At 48.5% G+C, this 22,649-nt stretch carries 22 protein-coding genes, 2 rRNA genes, 1 pseudogene and 2 riboswitches; of the genes and pseudogenes, 13 read left to right on the forward strand and 12 right to left on the reverse strand.

Annotated elements, in window-relative coordinates:
• From CRO25_RS10705 to CRO25_RS10730, 6 genes are all read left to right on the forward strand, one after another.
• Positions 1-89: ribosomal RNA gene (locus CRO25_RS10705) — 23S ribosomal RNA — on the forward strand; the annotation flags it as partial.
• Positions 90-232: 143 nt separating this feature from the next.
• Positions 233-349, forward strand: a 5S ribosomal RNA gene (rrf, locus tag CRO25_RS10710).
• Positions 350-573: 224 nt separating this feature from the next.
• Positions 574-1,197, forward strand: coding sequence for a deoxynucleoside kinase (locus tag CRO25_RS10715; RefSeq protein WP_063568458.1), 624 nt, complete (start codon positions 574-576; stop codon positions 1,195-1,197).
• Positions 1,194-1,850 (forward strand): deoxynucleoside kinase, encoded by a 657-nt coding sequence (locus tag CRO25_RS10720; protein WP_079694951.1) that lies wholly within the window; start codon positions 1,194-1,196, stop codon positions 1,848-1,850. Before CRO25_RS10715 ends, CRO25_RS10720 begins: the two co-directional genes overlap by 4 nt.
• Positions 1,851-2,114: 264 nt before the next feature.
• Positions 2,115-2,408 (forward strand): hypothetical protein, encoded by a 294-nt coding sequence (locus CRO25_RS10725; RefSeq protein WP_079694952.1) that lies wholly within the window; start codon positions 2,115-2,117, stop codon positions 2,406-2,408.
• Positions 2,405-2,596, forward strand: a complete 192-nt coding sequence (locus tag CRO25_RS10730; RefSeq protein WP_079694953.1) for a hypothetical protein — start codon at positions 2,405-2,407, stop codon at positions 2,594-2,596. The genes CRO25_RS10725 and CRO25_RS10730 overlap by 4 nt, the downstream gene beginning before the upstream one ends.
• A 381-nt stretch (positions 2,597-2,977) precedes the next feature.
• Here the strand turns inward: CRO25_RS10730 and CRO25_RS10735 are convergent, their stop codons facing one another.
• The 12 genes from CRO25_RS10735 to CRO25_RS10790 form a co-directional block, all read right to left on the reverse strand.
• Complete coding sequence (locus CRO25_RS10735) at positions 2,978-3,721, reverse strand: MerR family transcriptional regulator (RefSeq protein ID WP_079694954.1); 744 nt, start codon at positions 3,719-3,721, stop codon at positions 2,978-2,980.
• 172 nt (positions 3,722-3,893) lie between these two features.
• Positions 3,894-4,559, reverse strand: a complete 666-nt coding sequence (gene thiE / locus CRO25_RS10740; protein ID WP_079694955.1) for a thiamine phosphate synthase — start codon at positions 4,557-4,559, stop codon at positions 3,894-3,896.
• Complete coding sequence (gene thiD, locus CRO25_RS10745; RefSeq protein WP_079694956.1) at positions 4,559-5,371, reverse strand: bifunctional hydroxymethylpyrimidine kinase/phosphomethylpyrimidine kinase; 813 nt, start codon at positions 5,369-5,371, stop codon at positions 4,559-4,561. Before thiD ends, thiE begins: the two co-directional genes overlap by 1 nt.
• Positions 5,368-6,180: a hydroxyethylthiazole kinase gene (thiM, locus tag CRO25_RS10750; RefSeq protein WP_079694957.1), complete on the reverse strand. Its 813-nt coding sequence runs from the start codon at positions 6,178-6,180 to the stop codon at positions 5,368-5,370. Before thiM ends, thiD begins: the two co-directional genes overlap by 4 nt.
• Before the next feature lie 258 nt (positions 6,181-6,438).
• Complete coding sequence (locus tag CRO25_RS10755; protein WP_079694958.1) at positions 6,439-7,506, reverse strand: ABC transporter substrate-binding protein; 1,068 nt, start codon at positions 7,504-7,506, stop codon at positions 6,439-6,441.
• Positions 7,507-7,553: 47 nt separating this feature from the next.
• Positions 7,554-8,366, reverse strand: coding sequence for an ABC transporter permease (locus CRO25_RS10760; RefSeq protein WP_372828767.1), 813 nt, complete (start codon positions 8,364-8,366; stop codon positions 7,554-7,556).
• Positions 8,353-9,120, reverse strand: a complete 768-nt coding sequence (locus CRO25_RS10765; RefSeq protein ID WP_079694959.1) for an ABC transporter ATP-binding protein — start codon at positions 9,118-9,120, stop codon at positions 8,353-8,355. Before CRO25_RS10765 ends, CRO25_RS10760 begins: the two co-directional genes overlap by 14 nt.
• 174 nt (positions 9,121-9,294) lie before the next feature.
• A riboswitch (TPP riboswitch) is annotated at positions 9,295-9,397 on the reverse strand.
• Between the two features lie 106 nt (positions 9,398-9,503).
• Positions 9,504-10,631 (reverse strand): histidinol-phosphate transaminase, encoded by a 1,128-nt coding sequence (gene hisC, locus CRO25_RS10770; protein ID WP_218670776.1) that lies wholly within the window; start codon positions 10,629-10,631, stop codon positions 9,504-9,506.
• Between the two features lie 18 nt (positions 10,632-10,649).
• Entirely contained in the window at positions 10,650-11,426 is a 777-nt protein-coding gene (locus CRO25_RS10775; RefSeq protein ID WP_079694961.1) for an ATP-binding cassette domain-containing protein, read from the reverse strand.
• A gap of 23 nt (positions 11,427-11,449) precedes the next feature.
• A complete protein-coding gene (locus tag CRO25_RS10780) occupies positions 11,450-12,235 on the reverse strand; it encodes an ABC transporter permease subunit (protein WP_063568384.1) in 786 nt (261 codons plus the stop codon).
• Positions 12,236-12,262: 27 nt separating this feature from the next.
• Entirely contained in the window at positions 12,263-13,318 is a 1,056-nt protein-coding gene (locus CRO25_RS10785) for an ABC transporter substrate-binding protein (protein WP_079694962.1), read from the reverse strand.
• Positions 13,315-14,505, reverse strand: coding sequence for an iron-containing alcohol dehydrogenase family protein (locus tag CRO25_RS10790; protein ID WP_079694963.1), 1,191 nt, complete (start codon positions 14,503-14,505; stop codon positions 13,315-13,317). The genes CRO25_RS10785 and CRO25_RS10790 overlap by 4 nt, the downstream gene beginning before the upstream one ends.
• Before the next feature lie 295 nt (positions 14,506-14,800).
• Between CRO25_RS10790 and CRO25_RS10795 the strand changes: the two genes are divergently transcribed.
• From CRO25_RS10795 to CRO25_RS10820, 7 genes and pseudogenes are all read left to right on the forward strand, one after another.
• A complete protein-coding gene (locus CRO25_RS10795; RefSeq protein WP_064640556.1) occupies positions 14,801-15,676 on the forward strand; it encodes a radical SAM/SPASM domain-containing protein in 876 nt (291 codons plus the stop codon).
• A gap of 365 nt (positions 15,677-16,041) precedes the next feature.
• Positions 16,042-16,710: a pectate lyase gene (locus tag CRO25_RS10800; protein ID WP_079694964.1), complete on the forward strand. Its 669-nt coding sequence runs from the start codon at positions 16,042-16,044 to the stop codon at positions 16,708-16,710.
• Between the two features lie 313 nt (positions 16,711-17,023).
• Positions 17,024-17,134, forward strand: a riboswitch (TPP riboswitch).
• A 241-nt stretch (positions 17,135-17,375) separates the two neighbouring features.
• On the forward strand, positions 17,376-17,969 hold the full coding sequence (locus CRO25_RS10805; RefSeq protein ID WP_079694965.1) for an ECF transporter S component: 594 nt from the start codon (positions 17,376-17,378) through the stop codon (positions 17,967-17,969).
• Between the two features lie 90 nt (positions 17,970-18,059).
• Positions 18,060-18,410: pseudogene (locus CRO25_RS34270) on the forward strand (ATP-binding cassette domain-containing protein); the annotation flags it as partial.
• 21 nt (positions 18,411-18,431) lie between these two features.
• Positions 18,432-19,478, forward strand: a complete 1,047-nt coding sequence (locus CRO25_RS10810; RefSeq protein WP_372828773.1) for an ATP-binding cassette domain-containing protein — start codon at positions 18,432-18,434, stop codon at positions 19,476-19,478.
• Positions 19,453-20,247, forward strand: a complete 795-nt coding sequence (locus CRO25_RS10815) for an energy-coupling factor transporter transmembrane protein EcfT (RefSeq protein WP_079694967.1) — start codon at positions 19,453-19,455, stop codon at positions 20,245-20,247. The genes CRO25_RS10810 and CRO25_RS10815 overlap by 26 nt, the downstream gene beginning before the upstream one ends.
• A gap of 109 nt (positions 20,248-20,356) precedes the next feature.
• The gene (locus CRO25_RS10820; RefSeq protein ID WP_079694968.1) at positions 20,357-22,639 is read left to right on the forward strand and encodes a PQQ-binding-like beta-propeller repeat protein; all 2,283 of its coding nucleotides are present in this window, start codon (positions 20,357-20,359) and stop codon (positions 22,637-22,639) included.
• Positions 22,640-22,649 lie beyond the last annotated feature (10 nt).

Raw genomic sequence — 22,649 nt, forward strand, 5'->3', positions numbered from 1 at the left:
CCTTGAAGACGACGAGGTAGATAGGCTGGGGGTGGAAGTGCAGCAATGCATGGAGCTGACCAGTACTAATCGGTCGAGGGCTTATCCAATATGCAAGTTATAAATCGCACATTTCGTTTCGGATCTAGTTTTCAGAGAATAATCTCTGAAATGAAAATCGGTACATCACAGAATGTGTGTATGATTTTCAGTTCTACAATGATTTCAAGAAGCTATGCTTCGACAAATCGCGTTTGGTGGCGATGGCGGAGGGGTTCCACACGTACCCATCCCGAACACGACCGTTAAGCCCTCTAGCGCCGATGGTACTTGGACCGCAGGGTCCTGGGAGAGTAGGACGCCGCCAAGCAATCAAAAGACACGATCGTAGATAAGCGATCGTGTCTTTTTCTGTTATTATGATCATGGGAATGAATATAACTCCTGTAGGCTGTTTTATATATCTTGGTCTTAGAGATAAAACTCATTTTATACATAAAATACTGGCCTTCCCATCATCCAAGCTGTGATACAATAGGTGGGGTCTATATAGAAACGGAAACACGCATGAGTACGAGGAGGAACTGAATCACGATGAAATCAGCCCCGTTTATTGCCGTGGAGGGTCCGATTGGTGCGGGGAAAACAACGTTAGCAACGATGCTTTCTCAGGAATTGAACCTTCCGCTGGTCAAGGAAATTGTAGAAGAGAATCCCTTTTTGGCTTCCTTCTATCAGGATATAGATGAGTGGAGCTTCCAGCTTGAAATGTTTTTTCTGTGTAACCGGTTTAAGCAACTGGAAGACACAGGCGTGCACTACATTAAGAAGAATACACCCGTCATTTCGGACTATCATATCTATAAAAATATGATTTTTGCCGATCGTACCTTAAAGGGCACGAAACGGGACAAATACCGTCAAATCTATCACCTCTTAACGGATGATCTGCCGAAACCCAATCTGGTGCTCTATATTGAGGCTGAGCTCGATACATTGATGAACCGGATCAACAAACGTGGACGGTCTTTTGAGCAGGATATGGACCCCGCTTATATGGAGCAGTTAATTGCAGATTATAAAACAGGTATGGACTACCTGGCTAGCAGCCCGAATCCGCCAATTATCATTAAGGTGAATGCGGAGCAGCTCGATTTTGTAGAACATCCCGAACATTTCAAACAGATTGTTAATCAGGTAAAGGAGTACATCACATGAACAATTATGGCATTCCGGCCAATGCATTAATTACGGTAGCAGGTACCGTTGGGGTGGGCAAATCCACTCTGACAGCGGCACTGGCAGACCGTTTGAGCTTCAAGACTTCGCTCGAGCAAGTCGACCACAATCCATATCTGGAGAAGTTCTATCATGACTTTGAACGCTGGAGCTTCCATTTACAGATTTATTTCCTGGCAGAGCGTTTCAAGGAACAGAAGAAAATCTTTGAACTGGGCGGTGGATTTGTACAGGATCGTTCCATCTATGAGGATACAGGTATCTTTGCACAAATGCATGCGGATCAGGGCACAATGTCGGTTACGGATTTCGAGACGTACAGCAGTTTGTTTGAAGCTATGGTGATGACACCGTATTTCCCTCATCCGGACGTACTGATTTACCTGGAAGGCAGCCTGCCATCCATTCTGAATCGGATTACGGAACGCGGACGGGAGATGGAGATTCAGACCGACCGTTCCTACTGGGAGCATATGCATGAGCGCTATTCGGTATGGATTAATCAATTTACGGCCTGTCCGGTACTGCGTTTGAACATCGATGAGTATGATGTGAATGACCCAGCATCGGTGGATGCCATTTTGGCGCAGATTGCTGCTGTCATTAATCCCTCCAACGCGACGCAATTATAAACATTAACTTATCTAAGTATGTTATTCATAGGTTAATAAAAGAGTTATTAAATTAATAAGATTAAATGAGATCCCCTCTCTGCCAATTCAAGGCTGATAGAGGGGTTTTTTTGCGTTATTTTGAGATAAAAGCATTGGTGCAGAACCTATTTTAATGATTATAAGATATTAGAAATTTGTTGAATAAAAGGAGTATTTGTGGTTTCATAGGAAAGGTGAATTCTGGAAAATAAGCATAAGCATGACTCAGGAGGGAAAGACAACGTGGAAGAGAAACAAGGGATCAAGATCGGCATGCCAATCGTTGGTGGATTATTGGCAGCAATTGTAGGAGGAATTGTGTGGGCAGTAATCGCTGCCATGACGGAAAGGGAGCTAGGGCTCATTGCTATCGTCATTGGGGCGCTCACAGGCTACGCGGTTGTATTGTTCTCGAACAAACGGATCGCGACGGCACATAAAGCCATTGCAGTTATCTTTGCACTTATCGGCATTTTACTTGGGAAGTATCTGACGGTGGTGTATTTTACTTCCGGTTGTTCAGCGATGCGAGCATGATGAATCTGGTGTTCGATGGTGAGATGGTAAGTGCATTTGTAGATACCTTTACGGATTATTTCAGCGAGCCAGTTGACCTGTTATTCATCGTACTGGCGATCGTATCGGCATGGCAGATTCCAGGACGGATGGCGAAGACCAGTCTGGCATCGGATGCTTCTTCGTCTGATCACGCTCCTAGAGCTTAACCGATGGCTAGCAGGAAGCAAAACCTGTGTAATACAGGGATTGCTCCATTAAAAAAAGTACTCAGAGTGAATAACTGTAAATGGCTTATTCACATTGCGGCTGAGATACTAAAAGAGGGACGTGACGCCTTAGGGCGTGCGTCCCTTTTTGTGTAAACTGAGTAATTGTTGAATCCTGGGCTGTCCAGCACATTGCATGAACACGGAAAAGATGTGACAGAACGGAGTTCTATTTAATACGAGCATATTGCCTATAACGAGAGAGCAAGATTTCATTAGCAAAGCAATAGAAAGATCGAAATGGAACTACTTGTCTACAACGTATACCTGATTGCGAGGGGAATCGGATAATGTTATAGGTGGAATCAATGTAGGCCTAGATTAGCTGTTTCGATCAGCAAACACAGCCATGGCATCCCTCATAAATACAGCCAAGCCTTCGCCGAATTGATCAATATTACGTGTAAAACGTTCGTCGTCTACGTACATTTGGCCTAACCCTCTGAAGACTTCAGGAGAATAATTGCCCATGTTGTTCAGATAGCTGTACCATTCCGAGATTCCGGCTTGAGCTTCGGCACAGTTTGGATCCGTGTGACGAATTGCTGCAAGACGAGAGTAGATTGAATTCATTTGATCGGATAGAGCTTCTTGCTCCCCAGTAGACTGGATGTGTAACTTTTGATTAGCATGATCCACTGCTTGGTCTCCCCAACGTTCCCGCGCTTCCTGCTCATACGGATTATGACTGAAATTAAACCCTTCAAATTGTTCTTTGGCTGTCATCTTAATTTCTCCTCTCACGTGTTGAACCGATTTATCAATGGTGGCGATCATTTGGTCCAACCGCTGGCGTTTCTCCAGCAAAATACGGCGATGCATATTCAGGGCTTCTTCTCGATCGAACGATGGATTGTTTGTAATCTCCTTGATATCTTTCAGAGAGAAATCGAGTTCTTTAAAAAATAAAATCTGCTGCAGCATTTCCAGATTGGCATCTGAATACAGTCGATATCCGGCAGAAGTCACTTCGTCCGGTGTTAACAGTCCGATCTCATCATAATGATGCAGTGTGCGCACACTGATCCCGACAAGTTCGGCCACTTCTTTTACTTTCATGGCCATGATGGAAACCTCCTTACACTACCGATTGTACAGCGTCACGTTACGTGAGAGTCAACAGGTGAAAATGAAAAAAATAAGATGCAGGCACGGAAGCTGCATCTTGAGAATAACTGAGTGTGCTGCACCATCTATCTGGTGCAGCACACGGGCTGGCGGTGCAGGGAGCGCATGGCTACGCCTGCATCCCGCGCACCGCCGCAGCGAACTGCGCAGCCGCTGCGCGCACCTCGGCCGCGCCCGCGATGGCGGAGATGACGGCTACGCCGTCGGCTCCTGCCGCCATCACGGCGGCCGTGGTATCGGGCGTAATGCCGCCGATACCCACCACCGGAACTGCGATGCCTGCGGCGCGCAGTTCGGCAACCCCAGCGGGGCCCAACACAGCGTGGGCATCCGCTTTGGACCGCGTCGGGTACATTGGCCCGACGCCAAGATAGTCGGCGCCCGCCTGCACCGCACGGCGGGCTTCCAGCGCGGAGTGGGCGGATACGCCAAGCATCCGCCCTTCTCCGATGCGGGCGCGTACCAGCGCCGCGTCCGCATCGTCCTGGCCGACATGTATGCCGTCGGCCTCCACCACCACAGCCAGCTCCACATCATCGTTCACGATGAACGGTATCCCGTGCTGGCTGCACACCTCGCGAAGCCGCATCGCAAGCGTGATGCGTGCTTCGCCAACCAGAGCGCCAGTTCCTTTTTCACGGAACTGGAACAGCGTAATGCCGCCAGCGATGGCTTGGCGCAGCACTTCCACGGGGTCACGCGTCGTATTCACGCTGCCCATTACCAAATACACCTGCATCGCATGCCGTACCGCTTCTGCATCCAGTGGGCGCATTACTGTTCACCCCGCAGTCTGCGCTGATAGGCAAAATGATTCGTCGGCCCATGTCCGGCCCCAATCCCCAGCTCATCTTCGATGGCTGCCTGAATGAATGCTCGCGCGGTGGTGACGGCAGCCGGCACAGCTGAGCCTTTCGACAATTCGGCAGTAATGGCCGCAGAATACGTACATCCCGTTCCATGGGTATGCCTTGTCACTACCCGAACGTTCTCCAGATAATGAAAAGACTGACCATCATAGAGCACATCAACAATGATGCCATTTCCCTCATCATGACCACCTTTCACCAAAGCATACGTGGAGCCCATCTGCACGATCTGCCTTGCGGCTTCTTCACGCTGACTCAAATTCATAATAGACATTCCTGTAAGAAGCTCGGCTTCCGGAATGTTCGGCGTCGTGATCAGTGCATGAGGCAGCAGCTCCGTAATTAGCGCTAGAACGGCCTCCTGTTGCAGCAGGGGAGCGCCGCCTTTGGCAACCATAACCGGATCGATGACCAGATTGGACCAGCCGTATTGCCGCCATTTCTCGGCAACCAGTTTAATTATTTCAGCACTGTAGAGCATGCCCGTCTTCACGGCTGTAGGCTGAAAATCATCACCGGTCGAATCCAACTGTTGAGCAATACCTTCATATGAAATAGGGAAGACGCCCTGCACACCTGTTGTATTTTGGGCAGCAATAGCTGTAATCACAGTCATGCCGTATACACCGAGCTCCTGAAAGGTCTTCAGATCAGCTTGAATTCCGGCGCCGCCACCATTATCGGAACCAGCAATCGTCAAAGCCTGTGTAATACTCATTGCGCACCTCCATCAATCTGGCGAACCTGTGCCCGCTGCGCGAGAACGTCAGGTGTCACTTGAGCCAGTTGATTCAGCAATTCGATCTGGAAGCTGCCCGGTCCCAGGTCAGCGGTACGTTCCGCCGCAATCTCTGCTGCAACGCCATAGAAAACGAGTGCCTCCACAACACTGCTCAGCAAGTCGTCTCCTGGTTTCGCAATGGCTGCAAAAGCACCAATTATCGAGCTGAGTAAGCAGCCTGCACCCGATACTTGGGTAAGCAAGGCATGTCCATTACTCGTCAGGAACGTCGTTTGTCCATCCGTAATGACATCCTCGCGTCCGGTAATGACGACCACACAGCCGAGTTTTTGTGCTGCCCGTTCCGCTATTCCGATTCGATCTCCATCGCCTTGACCTGCATCCACACCTTTGATGCTCCAATGCTCACCGATGACATTCGCGACTTCTGCCACATTGCCACGCAATATCGTGAGGCGAAGCTCACGAACGAGCATCTGAACGGTTTCCGTACGATAGGCGGTTGCGCCAGCTCCAAACGGATCGAGCACAACAGGCACGTTATTTGAATTAGCCGATTGCCCAGCCAGGCGGATCGCCTCAACTACCTTTTCGTCCAGAGTACCAATGTTCAGTACAACCGCTCCCGACATCTTGGCAACATCTGCGACTTCTTCATGCGCATAGGCCATAAAGGGAGATGCACCTAGTGCGAGCAAACCGTTTGCCGTAAACGGAGCGACGACAATATTCGTAATGTTATGAACAAGCGGGTTTTGTGTACGAACACGTTCCAGATAAGACATATGAGTTCCTCCTTATAAATAAGCAAATTAATCAATAAAAGTGTCAGGGCAGGGTGGGCCATTAAATTCATGGGAACTAAAAGTTATTCTCGGATAGCTGGAAAGTCCATATAGAAAGCTTAATTAAAGAGTCCTTATCCTCGATAAAGATTCTAATCGTACAGTTATTGAATTCCGTAACTACTCATGTGGGCGACATCTGATAATGAATTTACAACTTTCAAATTTCCCTTGATCTCGTCCAGTAATCGATTTTACTTACTCACCCTGCAAGTTGATAAAAGCATCCTCAGCCTTTACGGAATCCGGAATCAGTTCACTTTGAACCAACCATGCACGTACATTTTCCCAAGAAGAGGCGTCCTGCCTGCCAAACGGCTGACCTTCTTCATTCATCAGTGGCAGTAAAATGTTTAGACTTTTGATTTCGATCTCCGGGTCAAGTGGAGACGTTTCGTTCTCATGTGCGAGCAGAATGTTCAGCGCGTCCTCGGGGTGCTCTGTTACATATTTCTGTCCTTCCTGCATCGCTTTGATGAAGCGGGTAAGCTGATCTTTCTTCGCTTCAATGCCCGCATCACTTGCAGTGAGGATCAGTTCATAATAATCAGGTACGCCGTAATCGACGGGATTGATCGCTTTCATGGCATGGCCTTCCTTTTCCAGAATCAATTGTTCATGGTTAATAAAACCACCCATAATGGCATCTGCCTGCCCGGAAGCAAGGGAAGGGATCAGGTCAAATCCCACATCCACCAAATTCATCTTGTCGGGATTACCGCCATCCTGGCTGATCATGGTACGCACCATTGCTTCATACAAAGGGATTGAGGAATAGCCGACCGTCCTCCCTTCAAGATCTTTTGGCGATTTCACTTTACCGTCTGCTTCAGTCAACAGATGCACGAGCGGATGGCGAACGACGGCTGCAATCGAACGTACAGGAATGTTCTCCCCACGCGCGAGCAAAATTTGCGGCTGGTAGCTTAGTGCAAGATCGATTTTCCCGGCGGCAACAAGTTTGAGTGCATCATTCGTATCGGCAGGCATCTGGATATCGACATCCAGACCTTGATCCGCGAAGTAACCATTCTCCTGAGCAACATAGATGAAGGAATGCACTGCATTTGGGTACCAATCGAGCATGATGGACAGCTTGTCTTTGGATGTCGATGGCCGTTCGGCCAAAGATGATTCTGTATCTTTTGCTTTGGAAGCTGAATCTGTAGCAGGTGTATTGGTACCCGTATTTCCACATCCGCTGATAATCAGTAACATAGATATGAGCAGAATGGGGAGTAGGGAGTAGATATGTTTTTTCTTCATAGCTTCAAATTCCTCATTTCCGTTTATCTGTTTTTGAAATCCGAAAGTTATCCAGTTTTTCTTCTACCTGCATGACGTGGTGTACTGAATCTTCTCTCCATCCATGCAATGAGTACAAACAGGGCGATACCGAGCAGGGATAACAGCACAATGGCGGCGAACATTGCATCCGTGTTCATATTGCTCGACATTCTGCGGCTGAAGTAACCGAGACCCTTGCTTCCACCGAGCCATTCACCGATCGTTGCACCGACCACACAATACACCACAGACATTTTCAGTCCCGAAAAGAAGGAGGGAAGGGCAAGTGGAATCTGGAGTTTGCGAAAAATATCCCACTTGCTGGCCCCCATCGTCAGCAGCAGTTCACGCTGCTCCGGATCACCCTGGCGCAGGCCATCGTAGGTGCTTACTACAATCGGGAAAAATGCGATCAGGAACACCACCGCGACTTTACTCCACAAGGTGTAGCCAAACCATAGGATGAAGACGGGGGACAAGGCAATCAGCGGGATCGTCTGACTGATCACGATGAAGGGATATAACGCTTTTTCAATCGACCGATTCATATACATACCCGTTGCAAGTGCAATTCCGGCACCAATGGACAAGCCAAAACCAACGACAACTTCCATCAAGGTAGCGGGCAGATGTGTAGCCAACAAGAGGCGGCGATGTTCATACAGCGAAATGGCAATCGCCGTCGGGGCTGGAATGATGAAGGAAGGCACCCACCCCATACGCACAATCCACTCCCAGATGACAAGCAGCAAGATCATGAGCAAAAGAAACAGACCATAACGGGCAAGCCAACCTCTTATGCTATGCTTCATGCTATCTCTCAAGTTACCGTCTTGCATGCAATTGTTCCTCCAGTTGTCGTCTCATCTGAACGAGAGCCGGTTCGTAGATCATGTCCGAATGTCTTGGACGTGGCAAAGGTACCGACAGATCCTGCAGCTGTTGACCTTGGCCCACCGGAGTTAACAGGATAATCCGATCACTGAGCAGCAGGGCTTCTTCAATGTCATGTGTGATGAACAACACGGTTTTGCCCAGGCCTTCCCATAGCTCCAGCAGCCAGCGATGCATATCCCGTTTGGTCAGGGCATCGAGTGCGCCGAATGGTTCATCCAGAAGCATAAGTTGGCCACCTGTCAGCAAAGTACGAAGCAGCGCGACACGCTGGCGCATGCCACCTGAAAGCTCGTCCGGGTAAGCATGCGCGTGGCCGGATAAGCCAAATCTGTCGAGGCCAGCCAGGATATCTGCTCGAATCCTTATCTTATCCTGCCGACCTGCAGCCAGTTCAGAGGGAAGCATGCAATTCCCCATGACGGTTCTCCAGGATAACAGGAGGTCCTTTTGTGGCATGTAGGCCACCTGCCCCAGTCGCTTTCCTTCTTGAACCCAAGGAATGTCAATGGTTCCGTGTGTTGGCTCAAGCAAGCCTGCCAGCAGCTTGAAGAGGGTACTTTTACCGGAGCCGCTGGAACCGATGAGCGAAACGAATTCTCCTTTGGCTACAGTCATCGACACATTGGAGAGCACGGGGGAATCCCTTTTTCCCGGGAAAGCGTAGCTCATGTTGTGAATGGTTATATCGTTATCCATCTCGTTCCGTCCCCCTTGTATTCATAATTCAACTTCAAACCGCGGGATCTTTAATTACACCTTCTGATCTGCTCGCAGAACGCGAAAAAGACCCACCCATTTCCGGAGAAATGAGTGGGTCTGTAAGTTCAATTCACATTAAATTTCATCATCAACATGAAAAAATCCGCTTACTGAGAGGCCGCTCCACTTCCCTCCGCTGGTATGATCCAGATCAGGTTCAAAGGGTCCGAATCGTTCGATTCGTCTCAGCCGCAAGGCTCCCCTAGTGCAATGTTCAAGATATGCAGTTGTGTGTTCAGCATATATCACATGCAAGTGGAATGTAAAGAGGGCGGCTTAAAAGAAGTGTGCGTAATGTGAGTTAGGAAAGTAACTAGGATCTAATCGTTTGAATGTAACAGTGAATCAAGCTCCCCGATCAGACGGGCAATCTGCTCCGGTGTACCAATCGTAATCCGAAGCCAGGTAGGCATACTGAATTCGGCACCGCCGCGGACAGAGATGCCTCTGTTCAACAATTCTTTGGTAATCGGGCCACTATCCTGCAACAGATCAACCATGATGAAATTTGTTTCGGAAGGGATGTAGGGTAAGTTCCACTGATCAAAGGACTGCATTAACGTTTCCCTTCCTTGACGATTGTAGTGCAGGCAGTGAGAAACAAATTCATGATCATCCAGGCTGGCCAAAGCAGCGGCTTGGGATGTGGCTGTCAGACTGATGGGCAGCTTGACCCGGTTAATGCCTTCAATAATGCTTTCATTCCCGATGCCATATCCAATTCGCAGGCCAGCAAGTCCATATATTTTGGAGAAGGTCCGCAAAATAATCAGATTATTATACTGCTCCAGCAGCTTAACCGTATCAGGATAATCTTCACTTTCCGCGAATTCATAATATGCTTCATCCAGGACAACCACGACATGGGAGGGAACATGTTCGAGTAAACCATGTAGGGCATCTGCCGTGAAAATGGTTCCGGTTGGATTATTCGGATTGCACAGCCAGATGATTCGGGTAGAAGCATTGATCCGTTGCCGGAATTGCTCCAGGTTCAGTGAATGGTTGACCAACGGCACTTCATGGATGACACCGCCTGCCAGCAGTGTAGCGCCCTTATACCAGTTAAAGGAGGGCACTGGAATGAGTGATTCCTCGCCGGGATTAAGATAGGCTTGGGCGGTAAGGGTAAGGAGCTCGAATGAACCACTGCCAAATACCAGTTGGGAGGTACGCACACCCAGACGGTCCGCAAGTTTGTCACGCAGCAGTTGGCTGGAACCGTCGGGGTATTGAGCCAAAAGATCGGAACCCAGCGATCTGACCGCTTCCGCTGCCAGGGGAGAAGAACCGAACGGATTCTCGTTCGCTGCAAGTCGATCTACACTTTCCAGTCCCAACTCCCGCCGGATCTGTTCCATGGATTTGGCAGGCGTATAAGCCGGAATTTGAGTTAAAAGGTCTTTAACAGGTGGAGAGGGAACGGGTGAGAGGGATTGCATAATCATGCCTTCTTTCCAGTGGAATTAGATCGAGAATGATATCTGTTTCTGGGCAATCTGCTGTGGTGTCTCTTGTGGCGGAGTCAACAAGCGATTCAGAATCAGGTTTTCAAAATGAGCAAACCCGCTGTCCCGAACGCGTGGCCGCTCCAGCGTAATTCGGGTATCCATCGTTATATGACCATCCTCAATTAACAGCACTCTGTCTGCCAGCGCAATCGCCTCACTGACATCATGCGTGACCAGAATGACAGTCAGATCTTCTTCTACCCACAAGCGTTCGATTAATTGCTGCATCTCAATTCGTGTCAATGCATCCAATGCACCCAGCGGTTCATCCAGCAGCAGTAAGCGTGGATGACTTGCGAGTGCCCGTGCCAAGGCGACACGTTGTTTTTGTCCGCCAGATAATACCCCCGGCCAATCACCTTCACGCTCTCCAAGTCCTACATTGCGAAGCGACTGGCGTGCATCTTCCTTGTTCTTGTCGGGGATGCCCAGTCGTACATTGTCGAGCACGGATTTCCAAGGCAGCAGCCGGGCTTCCTGAAACAGAAACCGTGTCTCGGGTGCTGTACTGCCAAGCTTTCTGTTGCCCAGCATAATGCTCCCGGAAGAGGGGGGTTCCAGCCCGGCGATCAGACGCAGCAAAGTACTTTTGCCACAGCCGCTTCGTCCAACGATGGCTACAAATTCCCCTTGTCTTACATTGACGTTGATGTCGGATAGAATCGTCCGCTGATCATACGATTTCTGAACCCCATCTACTTGAAGAAAAGGACTGATCTGACTTGTGCTCATGGATCAATTCACACTCCTTTGCTTTACTTGCGGGATAGGGCCGGGTTCCAGCGCAGCCAGCGCCGTTCCAGCCATTTGGCGATGGTATCGGACAGCTTGCCCAGCAGGGCATATAGCAGAATGCTTAAGACAATTACGTCCATCTGCATGAATTCCCGCGCGTTCATCGCCATGTATCCAATCCCCGCATCCGCCGCAACCGTCTCGGCTACGATAAGTGTCAGCCACATAATGCCAAGTGCATAACGAATGCCCACCAGAATGGAAGGCAGTGCACCAGGCAGGATAATGTCCTTATAAAGGGACCAACGGCTGAGGCCATATACTTTGCCCATTTCAATCAGACCCGGATCGACCGATCGTATGCCGTGGAACGTATTCAGATATACCGGAAAGAATACACCCAGGGAAACGAGGAATAATTTTGCTTCTTCACCGATCCCGAACCACACAATAACGAGGGGGATCAAGGACAGATGCGGAATGTTGCGGATCATCTGCACCGAGGAGTCGGCGATCTTTTCCGCAAGGGAGGAGATGCCGTTCAGCACACCCAGCAGGAAACCGAGACCCCCACCAATGAGGAATCCTCCCAAAGCTCGTCTGGCGCTAATACTGATATTGTTCAGTAGTTCACCGTTACGAAGCAGACGAATGAAGGCCTCCAGTACCTGAGCGGGTCGGGGCAAAATATTGGCTGCAACAACTCCAGATGCAGTCAGCCATTGCCACAGAGCCAGAATGAGTAGTGGTACAACAAAAGGAATGAACTGGTTAAACCATGCCCGGTTAAAGGTTTTGGACCGCACGTTATGCCTACCTCCTTGCTTCCTTCGTTATTGGCTACCTGGAGCTGGAAGTTGATCTTGAAGTGCATCACTCCAGAATGTGCTCACATCGACTGCCTGCTCAAAAATTCCCGCTTGCTGAAACGTATCCGCTACGTCCTGTTCAGACTTGATGGCCTCTTCAGTAATGGCAACAATACGTGATGGGCGTTGTGCTTCTCCATCCGTGTAGGTTTTAAGGGCTTGATCCACGGGCTGGTGGGTGTTGTCTGCTGTAATTTGAGCCCACGCATCCTTATTGGCACGAGCCCAATCATTGAATTTGTTGATTCGCTCCAGATAATCGGCAAGGGCCTCTTTCTGTTCCGCATTTGCAATAGCCTGATCGGAGGCGGCTACAAGGAAGCTGCCTGACAGGATATCTTTGGCGCTGGCGAGCGTTGTTGCTTCATTCTGATGTGCGGAGATGATGGCATTGCCGTAACTGGCAAGTGCATCCACTTTCCCGCTTATCAGGGCGCTGAGTCCATCGGCTGTTGAAAGTTCGACCGGACTGATGTCACTCCAGGTTAATCCGGCTTCTTCCAGCATTTTGAGCAGGAAATAGTGGGCCGTTGTATTTTTTACGAAAGCAACTTTCTTGCCTTTCAGGTCAGCAACCGATTTGATCGATGAATCTTTGGGAACAACGACCTCCTGATTTAAGGTGCTGCCTTGTTGTACCGCAATAATTTTGAAGCTTCCACCATTGGCAGCCTGAGATGCAAAAATGGGCGGAATTTCACTGGTTACACCAAAGTCCAATTGATTTGCAGCCATCGCTTCGAGGATCAGGTTACCTCCCTGAAATACGTTATAAGTGACTTTATAGGGGGTGTCATCGAGTCCGGCGGCTTTCAGTCCCAATTCGAGATTGCCCCATCCGGTCTGACCAACACGAATGGTAACGTCTCTATTCGAAGCAGCTGATGCCGCTGTCGGTGTTGTGCCTGTACCCGCAGCCTGATTGTCAGTTCCAGCAGAGCAGCCGGAAATCAGCAACAACAGAAGCGCGCTCAGAAATGCAGTTAAGGCAAGAGTGTGCTGGCGGTTTGGACGGATCATAGGGAGGAAACCTCCTTGGTGTATGAGCTGTTCTCATTGGACTCAACGGACTCAGTGAATTTAGTGATAGATACATTGGACTCAATAGAATTACTGGATTCAATAAATGCCTGGCCGATACGGTCTGCCTGAAGAATGGCTTCAGTTACCTGCGCTGTGCTAACTCCGAAGGAGAGGTGTGCCGCACTACCTTCCCGCAGCTGTAATCCTGCTGCAATGCGTGCAGCAGCTTCCTGAGGCTGTTGTTGTATGCCGAGTTGGGCAAGAGTGATAGGCAGATTCAGCTTATGTAACAGCGTGGTCAACTCATGAAGCTCATCCCCTGCTTTGCCTTCAAGAATCCACTGGGTGAAGAGTCCAAAGGCTACCTTTTCTCCATGTAGCGAAGCGTGTGTTTCGGGTAATTTGGTGAGGCTGTCATGCAGCCCGTGAGCAATCGCGGCATGAAGTGATCCATCACTAATGCTGCCTACAAGGCCGGCGAGTACAATAATGGCATCGGCAACATCACGGAATTGGGGTGTACTGCCGGTTGTATCGGTGGATTCATAGACTTCGATGGCGTGCGCTTCAAGAATATCGAGTGCAAGCTTGGCAGTGCTGACACTGTTTCGAAGAGTGAGACTGGTGGCGTTGCCACTTAGATTAACGGCGAACTCATGCCATTTTACGAGTGTGTCACCGATCCCAGCGGCCAAATACCGTCTTGGTGCACTCGCCAGAATATGAGAATCAGCCAGAACGAGATTAGGCGAACGCCGCAGGGGACGATAGCCTGCAGATTGGCCCTGTTCATCATAGAGCACGGTTAAGGCGGACCAGGCGGCACAGGTTGCGGCAATCGTTGGGACTGTTACAATGGGCAATTGGGCTTGCTCGGCCACCGCTTTGGATAGATCGAGCACTTTACCACCACCGACGCCGATAATCAGATCAACATCCAGATCAAAAGCTTGCTGCGTAAAAGTATCAATCTGGCCTGTTGTAACCTCACCATGAAACAACTGAACATGGAATTTGATCTTATGCTCCTCCAGTGAAGGAAGAAGGTAAGGCTTCACGGCTTCTAATGCAGACTCACCGGTGATAATGAGAACATGCTGCCCAAGCTGTGTAATTCGCGAACCACTTTGCTCAAGAATGTTAGCCTCGTGTACATATACTGCGGGTGCCTTAACAGTAATCATGAATACACTCCCCTTATAACTTATTATTCTTACGTTTTAACTTGGTTTTAAATTGTTTAAATTCTAGCATCGCGTCTCGGCAACTACAATGACCTGGACAATCAATACATCCTATACTTCGATTGAAAGAATCTATAGGTGAACGTAGTTAACGAATTCGATGAGAAAAAGGGAATTAACATCCTAGTCGATTTACCTTGTCCCTTGAACCCGATATAATAGTGGTGGCACACATGGGCCGGATCACAAATGAGGGTGGGACTGTTCTCCCTCTAAGCAGAATGGGGACCCCGAGTTGAAAACGTTCAAGAAAGTATATATTGAGATCACAAGTATATGTAATCTGGCATGCAGCTTCTGTCCACAGACGAAACGTGCCAAAAATTTCATTGACCCTGAAGTCTTCAACAATATATTGGATCAGATCAAACCCCATACCAAACATATTTATTTGCATGTCAAAGGTGAGCCGCTGCTTCATCCCAAAATTGATCTGTTACTGGATTCAGCGCATGAGAAGGGATTCAAGGTCAACATTACGACGAACGGTACGCTGCTGCCCAAGACCCAGCACAAACTGCTCGGCAAACCGGCACTGCGTCAGATGAATTTCTCCCTGCACAGCTTTGATGGTCATGAAGGTTCCACAGACCGTGAGGGCTATCTGGGCAATGTATTGTCATTTGTCCGGGAAGCAGTGAAGCACAATGTCATTATTTCATTCCGACTCTGGAATCTGACACAGGATAACTTCACGAATGCGCAGATGAACCGAAACCGGGAGACGCTGGAGGTTCTTGAACGGGAGTTCAATCTAGATTTCCGTATTGAGGAGAAAGTGGTGCCGGGGAGCGGTGTCAAAATTGCCCCCAATGTGTATCTGAATCAGGATCATGAATTCCAGTGGCCGAGTCTGGATGCACCCGAAGATGATGGTAAAGGTTTCTGTCATGCGCTTCGCAGTCAGGCAGCCGTGCTTGTCGATGGAACTGTGGTACCATGCTGTCTCGATGGTGAGGGTGTCATTAACTTGGGCAACGTTCATGAAAAATCGTTCTCGGAGATTGTGGATGGTGAACGAGCCAACAATCTGTTCTATGGTTTCTCCAAACGGGAAGCAGTGGAGGAATTATGTCGGAAGTGCGGATATCGTCAGCGGTTCGGCGCTTAAAGCGAAATTTAATAAATAAAATGAGATTCAAAATAATAGAGATCACGTTGTCTGGAAACAGATGAGGTGGTCTTTCGTTTTTTCTAGAACGATAAAGGAGCATATCGCCATAGATTACAAGTTGTAAAAGAAGCATAGCCGAAGTTGAGATCGGCACATTACACAATGGAGTACGATGCAAAAAATGCCGAGAACACAGGCATAATGCTATTATTTCTATATCTAAGCTAATGATTATTATCGTAACATTCCTTTTTTGGTAGGATCAGGGTAGGTTCCGAGCCAGAGGTGCACCTCTGATCGGTTCCTTGAGGACAAGCTTATGCTTGTACGCCAATTCATCAGAATAAGGGAGGATTTAAATTATGAAAAAAATGTTGACGTTGCTGCTGTCTGCGGGTCTGGTCGCTTCATTATTAGGTGCAATTCCGGCTTTTGCTGCACCTACTGTTGTAAACTCAACGATTATTGTAGCCAAGGGAGAAACTTTTGATGGCAAAGGCCAAACGTATGTAGCCAACCCTTCCACCCTGGGAGATGGATCTCAAGCGGAAGATCAGAAGCCGGTATTTCGGTTGGAGGCAGGCGCCACGCTCAAAAATGTGATTATCGGTTCACCTGCAGCTGACGGTGTTCATTGTTATGGTAACTGCACGATATCAAATGTGATTTGGGAGGATGTCGGTGAGGACGCTCTGACTCTGAAATCAGCCGGAACGGTTAACATCACTGGTGGTGCAGCTTACAAGGCCTATGATAAAGTATTTCAAATGAATGCAGCCGGAACGATTAACATTAAAAATTTCCGTGCAGACGATATTGGCAAGCTGGTACGTCAGAATGGCGGAACAACCTTCGCCGTGAACATGACGCTCGACAACTCAGACATTTCCAATGTCAAAGATTCTATTATGCGTACGGACAGCAGTACATCGCAAGGGAAAATTACAAATACCCGTTACTCCAAAGTACCGACCTTGTTTAAAGGCTTTGCATCGGGCAAAACAAGTCAATCCGGGAATACTCAATATTAAAACAGAGCTTACCGTTTCTCAATAATTTTCCTCTAAAGGATATGAAGCATAACAATTAAAGGGGATGTCCTCATGAATATGACGGGGACATCCCTTGTTCGCGTTATCTTGGTCTAATGAACCTGGCACCCGTTATTCGCTCTCATTTGCATCTTTCTGAGATGTAACGAATTACAGAGACGTTATTTCTTGAAGCAGAGGTATATGACGCATAAATGAGACATATAGTTAATCACTCTTTCTTCTAGTTTAAACTGATTTTTTCTTATCGGGATTGTCACAAATACCCATGTGTTGTACAGTAGAAGCAATGAAATAAGTGAACCGGGTGCTCAATGAAGTTGGGCTGAGAGAGCGGCCTTGTGCTGCTGACCGTATATCTGATCTGGGTAATGCCAGCGTAGAGAACATGAATTTGCGATGAGCAATGGTAAGCGATAAGGGATAGAACATAAATGTCAGCGTTTCTTGGTTGCAACGGGATTTCTCTGATGTGACGGGGATGGTGTCGTTTGTTTTCTTCTTTCTCTATATCTGCCTAATGCGTTGCATCGTGAGAATTGTAAACTGTGCGTATGGCCTGCCTGTGAACCGGGGAGGCTTTTTTTGTTTGTTTTATTGTTTTTTTTATAAATCTAGGGAAACAGAGGAAGGAAGTAGAGAACATGTCAACAGCAGTAGGCAGCAACAGATTGAAGTTAACCGATATTTTGGTAACGATTGTGATTGCAGTGGTCTTCGGGGTGATCTACAAAATATGGGGACCTACATATGATCTGATGAAGCCATTCGGCGTTCATGCGGAGCAGATGATTTACGGTATGTGGTTCATGGCGGGCACCTTTGCCTTTGTAATCATTCGGAAGCCAGGTGTAGCCATTCTGGCAGAAGTTGCGGCATCCACGGTGAGTGCTTTTCTCGGAAGTGAGTGGGGCATGTCCACACTGGTATACGGGCTGCTGCAAGGGCTGGGAGCGGAGATTTTCTTTGCCGCATTTCTGTATCGGAAAAGCAATCTGTTCGTTACCTGCCTTGCGGCTATTGGTGCAGCAGCGGCTTCGCTTGTACTCGATTATCAGTATGGGTACATTGATTCCCTCTCGGCTTGGAACTACACGCTGTTTATCGGATTCCGCTTCATTGGAAGTATTCTGATTGCGGGTGTATTCACCTATTATCTCGCCAAAGCGCTGGAGCTTACAGGTGTAACACGATCCCTTAGACCGGTGTCGAAGCAGGATTATGAGGCGCTGGACTAGATGAATGAAGTGGAGAATGTGCAAGCGGTAGGTGTTACGAATCTAAGATGTAAGTTCCCTGGAGAGAAGGCCTTGGTGTTCCAAGGCTTGTCTCTCTCTGTGCGTCAAGGGGAGAAAGTGTTGTTGCTTGGACCAAGCGGCTCTGGCAAATCAACCTTGTTGCAAATTCTGAGTGGTCTGATTCCGCGATCTGTGGAGATTCCGATGAAATGTGATGACATTCAGGTGCCTGAGCAGCCCGGTATTGTTTTTCAAGATCCGGATACCCAGTTCTGTATGTCATATACGGATGAAGAGATTGCTTTTGTACTGGAAAACCGGAATATTCCACGCGAGCAGATGCCTGCTCTTATCCATCGATATCTGGAACAGGTGGGGTTATGCTTTGAACATAACCGAACACTCATTCAATCCATGTCACAGGGGATGAAGCAGCGTCTTGCGATGGCTTCGATTCTGGCCATGGAGCCAGACGTACTCTTTTTGGATGAACCAACGGCACTGCTGGATGATGAAGGAACCTCTCAAGTATGGGAAACGGTGAAACAGATTGCACAGGACAAAACACTCATTATCGTAGAACATAAAATTAATGAAATCGTCGAGTGGGTGGACCGAATCATCGTATTGTCGCCTGAAGGAAAGATTGTGGCAGATGGCCCGGCGAATCAGGTGTTTACAGATGAGCGGAATATGCTCAGGGAATACGGAATCTGGTATCCAGGGGTTTGGGAAGAACGAGGGCAGACGAAAGCACAGACGTTGGTCACAGGAGAGTTTATTCGTTATGGGGCAACAGAAACTGAAAGTATAGATTATAAGGAGAGGGAAACCTCTGCGCTGCCCCAACCAGCACTGGAAATGCAGCAATTCACCGGATGGCGCGGAAAAACGCCATTCATTCAGGTGGAGCAGGCCAAGGTATGGCACGGAGATTGGGTGGGGATTGTCGGGGCTAACGGGGCAGGTAAAAGTTCATTATTGCTGTCCATGATGAATATTCTAAAAACGACAGGTCATTATGGTGTGGAAGGACAATCGGCCGGAAAAACCGAGCAGCTTGCAGATCACATTGCCTTTGTATTCCAGAATCCTGAATTTCAATTCGTGACCAATACAGTCCGGGATGAAGTGGGATTCTCCTTGCTGAGCGGTAAGTTAACTGCCGCAGAAAGAGGTATTCGAACCGATCACATGCTGGAGCAATTCGGACTGAGTGAGCTGTCCGGTAGGCATCCATACCAATTGTCGATGGGACAGAAACGACGACTGAGTGTAGCATCAGCTCTAGTACGGGAACAGCGTATTTTGTTACTGGATGAACCTACCTTTGGACAGGATGCTCGGAATACTTTTGCCATGTTATCACAGCTGGAGCGGTTGCGGCGTGAAGGGACCGCCATTGTGATGGTTACACATGACCGTGAAATCGTGAAGCGTTATTGCACCCGGATCTGGACGGTGCATGAGGGGAGGTTAACGGATGCAGCTCTCGTTTCCTCATCGTGAGACTTGGCTTCACGCGGTGAATCCGGGGTTGAAAATGATTTTCCTGACATTGCTGTTTGTCTTCGTCATCCTTATTCACAACCTGAATGTAATGGCTAATGTGGCAGTTGTCATGCTGTTACTGCTGGGCTGGACAGGTCACGCATGGCCCAGATTATTGCTGTATGCATCTCCGTTCATTCTGGTATTTATATCAACTTCCACAGGTATGATCATGTTTGGTAAAGGGGAGACCACCTGGTTTCAGTGGGGATTGATTCATATTACCGAAGAGAGCTTCTACCGCGGGTTGCACCTAGGATTTCGTTCCCTAAGTATGGCGGCAGCTGGATTGTTGTTCGGTCTGACGACCAAGCCTGTGCGTCTCTTTTATTCCCTCATGCAGCAGTGGAGGCTCCCACCCAAGTATGCCTATAGTTTTCTGGCGGCTATGCGTATGATTCCGATTTTGCTGGATGAATTCCAGACGCTGCGTTATGCCATCCGCATTCGGGGAAGGAGGCAGCATGGCTCCCGCTGGAATGTATACGGCATACTGAAACGATATGCAATTCCACTACTTGCCCAGAGTATTCGCCGTGCGCAACGTATGGCGGTGGCGATGGAAGCAAAAGGATTCAAGGAAGGCGGGAGCCGGACCTATTACATTCAGATCGGGTATTCCCCAGCAGATGTATGGTTTATGGGGTATTTTATCATCATGTTAACGGCTGCTTATATATTGGGAACCACATTCCCTTATAATTCAACCCTATTGGATGTAAGGTGAGACCTGTAATTATTTCGTACCTTGTAAATATATTTGGGAGTAACAGTAACTTTTCCTAGTTCAAAACGTCTTAAATGGAAATAACTTCAAATGATTGGAGTGGACTGACGTGAAGACGGGGCGTAAAAGGCAATGGACGGGCTACCCGTGGAATATCGTTGCTGGTGTCTTAGTTGTGCTGGTTACGGGGGGACTGCTGTTGTACAACCATGCCAGGGGGCTGGAGGGGCAAGGTTCGGGTTCAGTAACGCAAGTGCTATCGGTGAAGCTTAATTATAAAAAGGGGGATAAGGTCACAGTTGCAAAGGGAGTACCTATTTACAGCCAAGTGGTCGAGAGCAGTGTTTCCCCTGATCGGATGGACATAGACGGGTATAGCTCCGCTCAAGGGAGCTTGCAAATCGACGCTGTTCGCGGGGAATGGGTCAAACTAAAAGGTAGCGATTACACTGAATTCTGGATACCTGGCTGGTATACCTCCAAAGAAAGCCGAAGCCTGACGAAATCCATTCCACAAACGTTCAAGCTTCAATCGGGCAGCAAGCTGTACCTGTTTCCCGGAAGTCAGGCAACATGGTCTTCAGGGGCATTCCTGAAAGAGCAGGCGTTCATTGTTGCAGCGACGAAGGACTGGTATGGCGTGTCCATTGCCCCGCGCGTCTGGAACAAGGAATCGTCCACTTATCGTCCAGCATTGCTTTGGGTTAAGGCAAAGGATGTAGCACAGCATACCAAGGTAGCGGATGGCTGGTTCAGTAGACAATTGGCGATGCCCACGTCCACTATACGTCATTTGATAGATATTGTGCTGAATTCAAAAACGACCTCAAAACAGGTGGCGCAGTGGCTTGGCGAACCGGATTGGCAAGAGCATTCCGGCAATTTAAACGATACGGGTTATGCCATGAGCATAGGAAAGACCTGGCGGTACGAGCGAGCAGATGCTCATTTTCTCGTGACATTTAACAAGAACGGCAGGCTGGTTCGTACGCGCTGGAATATACCCCAGGACGATCGAAACGGTGTAGTGTCTAATTGGGAATTTGGTGGTTCAGATGAATATCAGTTCACGACTAAAATCTATGGCACAATGCTGCCTGCCACCTTACCCTGGAAATCGGTATGGACCAATCAGGGGGATATTAATTACACCTTTCTACAAGCAGCAACGGAGGATGTGCTCCTGATGAAAGGGGATGACGGTGGATTTAGCGGGGGGTACTACGAAGGTTCCATATATGCTCTTGACCGACATTCCGGCCAGAAATTATGGGCGATCAATGGTGGGTTTGGAAGACAGCAGGCAGAGGTGGATGCGGGACGCCAATACGTTACAATCTACACCGATTATGACCCTGACAAGAAAAAATACGTGGATCGTATACGCCATCTGGGCTTGAAGAACGGAAAGGTCGAGTGGGAGTATATCCCCAAGCAAAATTTCAGATTGAATGGGATCACGGCAGCGAAGAATGTCGTCATTGTGGACAGCGCGGTTGTTGAAGGCTCAAGCAATAGCTGGTTAACGGTGCTGGACAGTGCAAACGGAAAAACATTATGGAAGCGAAAACTGACGACCGGTTATGAATTATTGAATAAGAGCGCGGAAGATCCTTATGTCATGTATTGGGAAAAGGATAAACTGATTGCAGCTGATCCGCGATCAGGCCGCACCGTGTGGAGCATTGCAGCAGGGAAGTCAACGATAGAGCATCCCGAACGGAATCCTTATTTTGACGGAATTGCTCGTATCGATCCGTTTGTGCCCGCACAGCCAGAACGCTGGATGCTGCTGGATGACCAGTGGGTGCTGGTTGATCTGAACAACGGACAGAAGCTTGCACAATTTCCGGCCCGGGTTGGACAGCAAATTGAGGTGCTGAATGACGGCATGGTGCTCATTCGAGAGAACAACAACGGGGAAATGTATGGTGAATACGAGGATTACATAACCACCTTGTATGATCCCAAGACCGAAAAAAAATGGTGGACGCAGAATAACAAGATCGAACGCGCACTTGTGGAGGGCGATCAATTATATGTAATCAAGAACGGTTATCCGGCAGCCCTTGCCTATGATACAGGGGAGACCCGCTGGACTGCACAAAACACGATTGCTGCCTTTCAATACCCTACCAATCAGGGGAGTTACGTGGTGATTGAAGATCAGCTTTTGCTACCGATGGGTGAGGATCTCCTGATCATGGATAAAAATGACGGTACCTTGATCGGCCGTGTGCATGACGTCGTGATGGGAAACCCGGAACATCGTGATCGGGATGCTAAGAATGGAACCATGAACCGGCTTGGAAATGAAGTCTATATTGGGTCGTCCAACGGACGGTTTAGTATATATGATGCTAATGATTTGCACACAGATATCTCACCTTAAAGCTTGTTTC

Origin of the sequence: Paenibacillus sp. RU5M (assembly GCF_900221055.1) — a bacterium.
GTDB classification, from domain to species: domain Bacteria; phylum Bacillota; class Bacilli; order Paenibacillales; family Paenibacillaceae; genus Paenibacillus; species Paenibacillus marchantiae.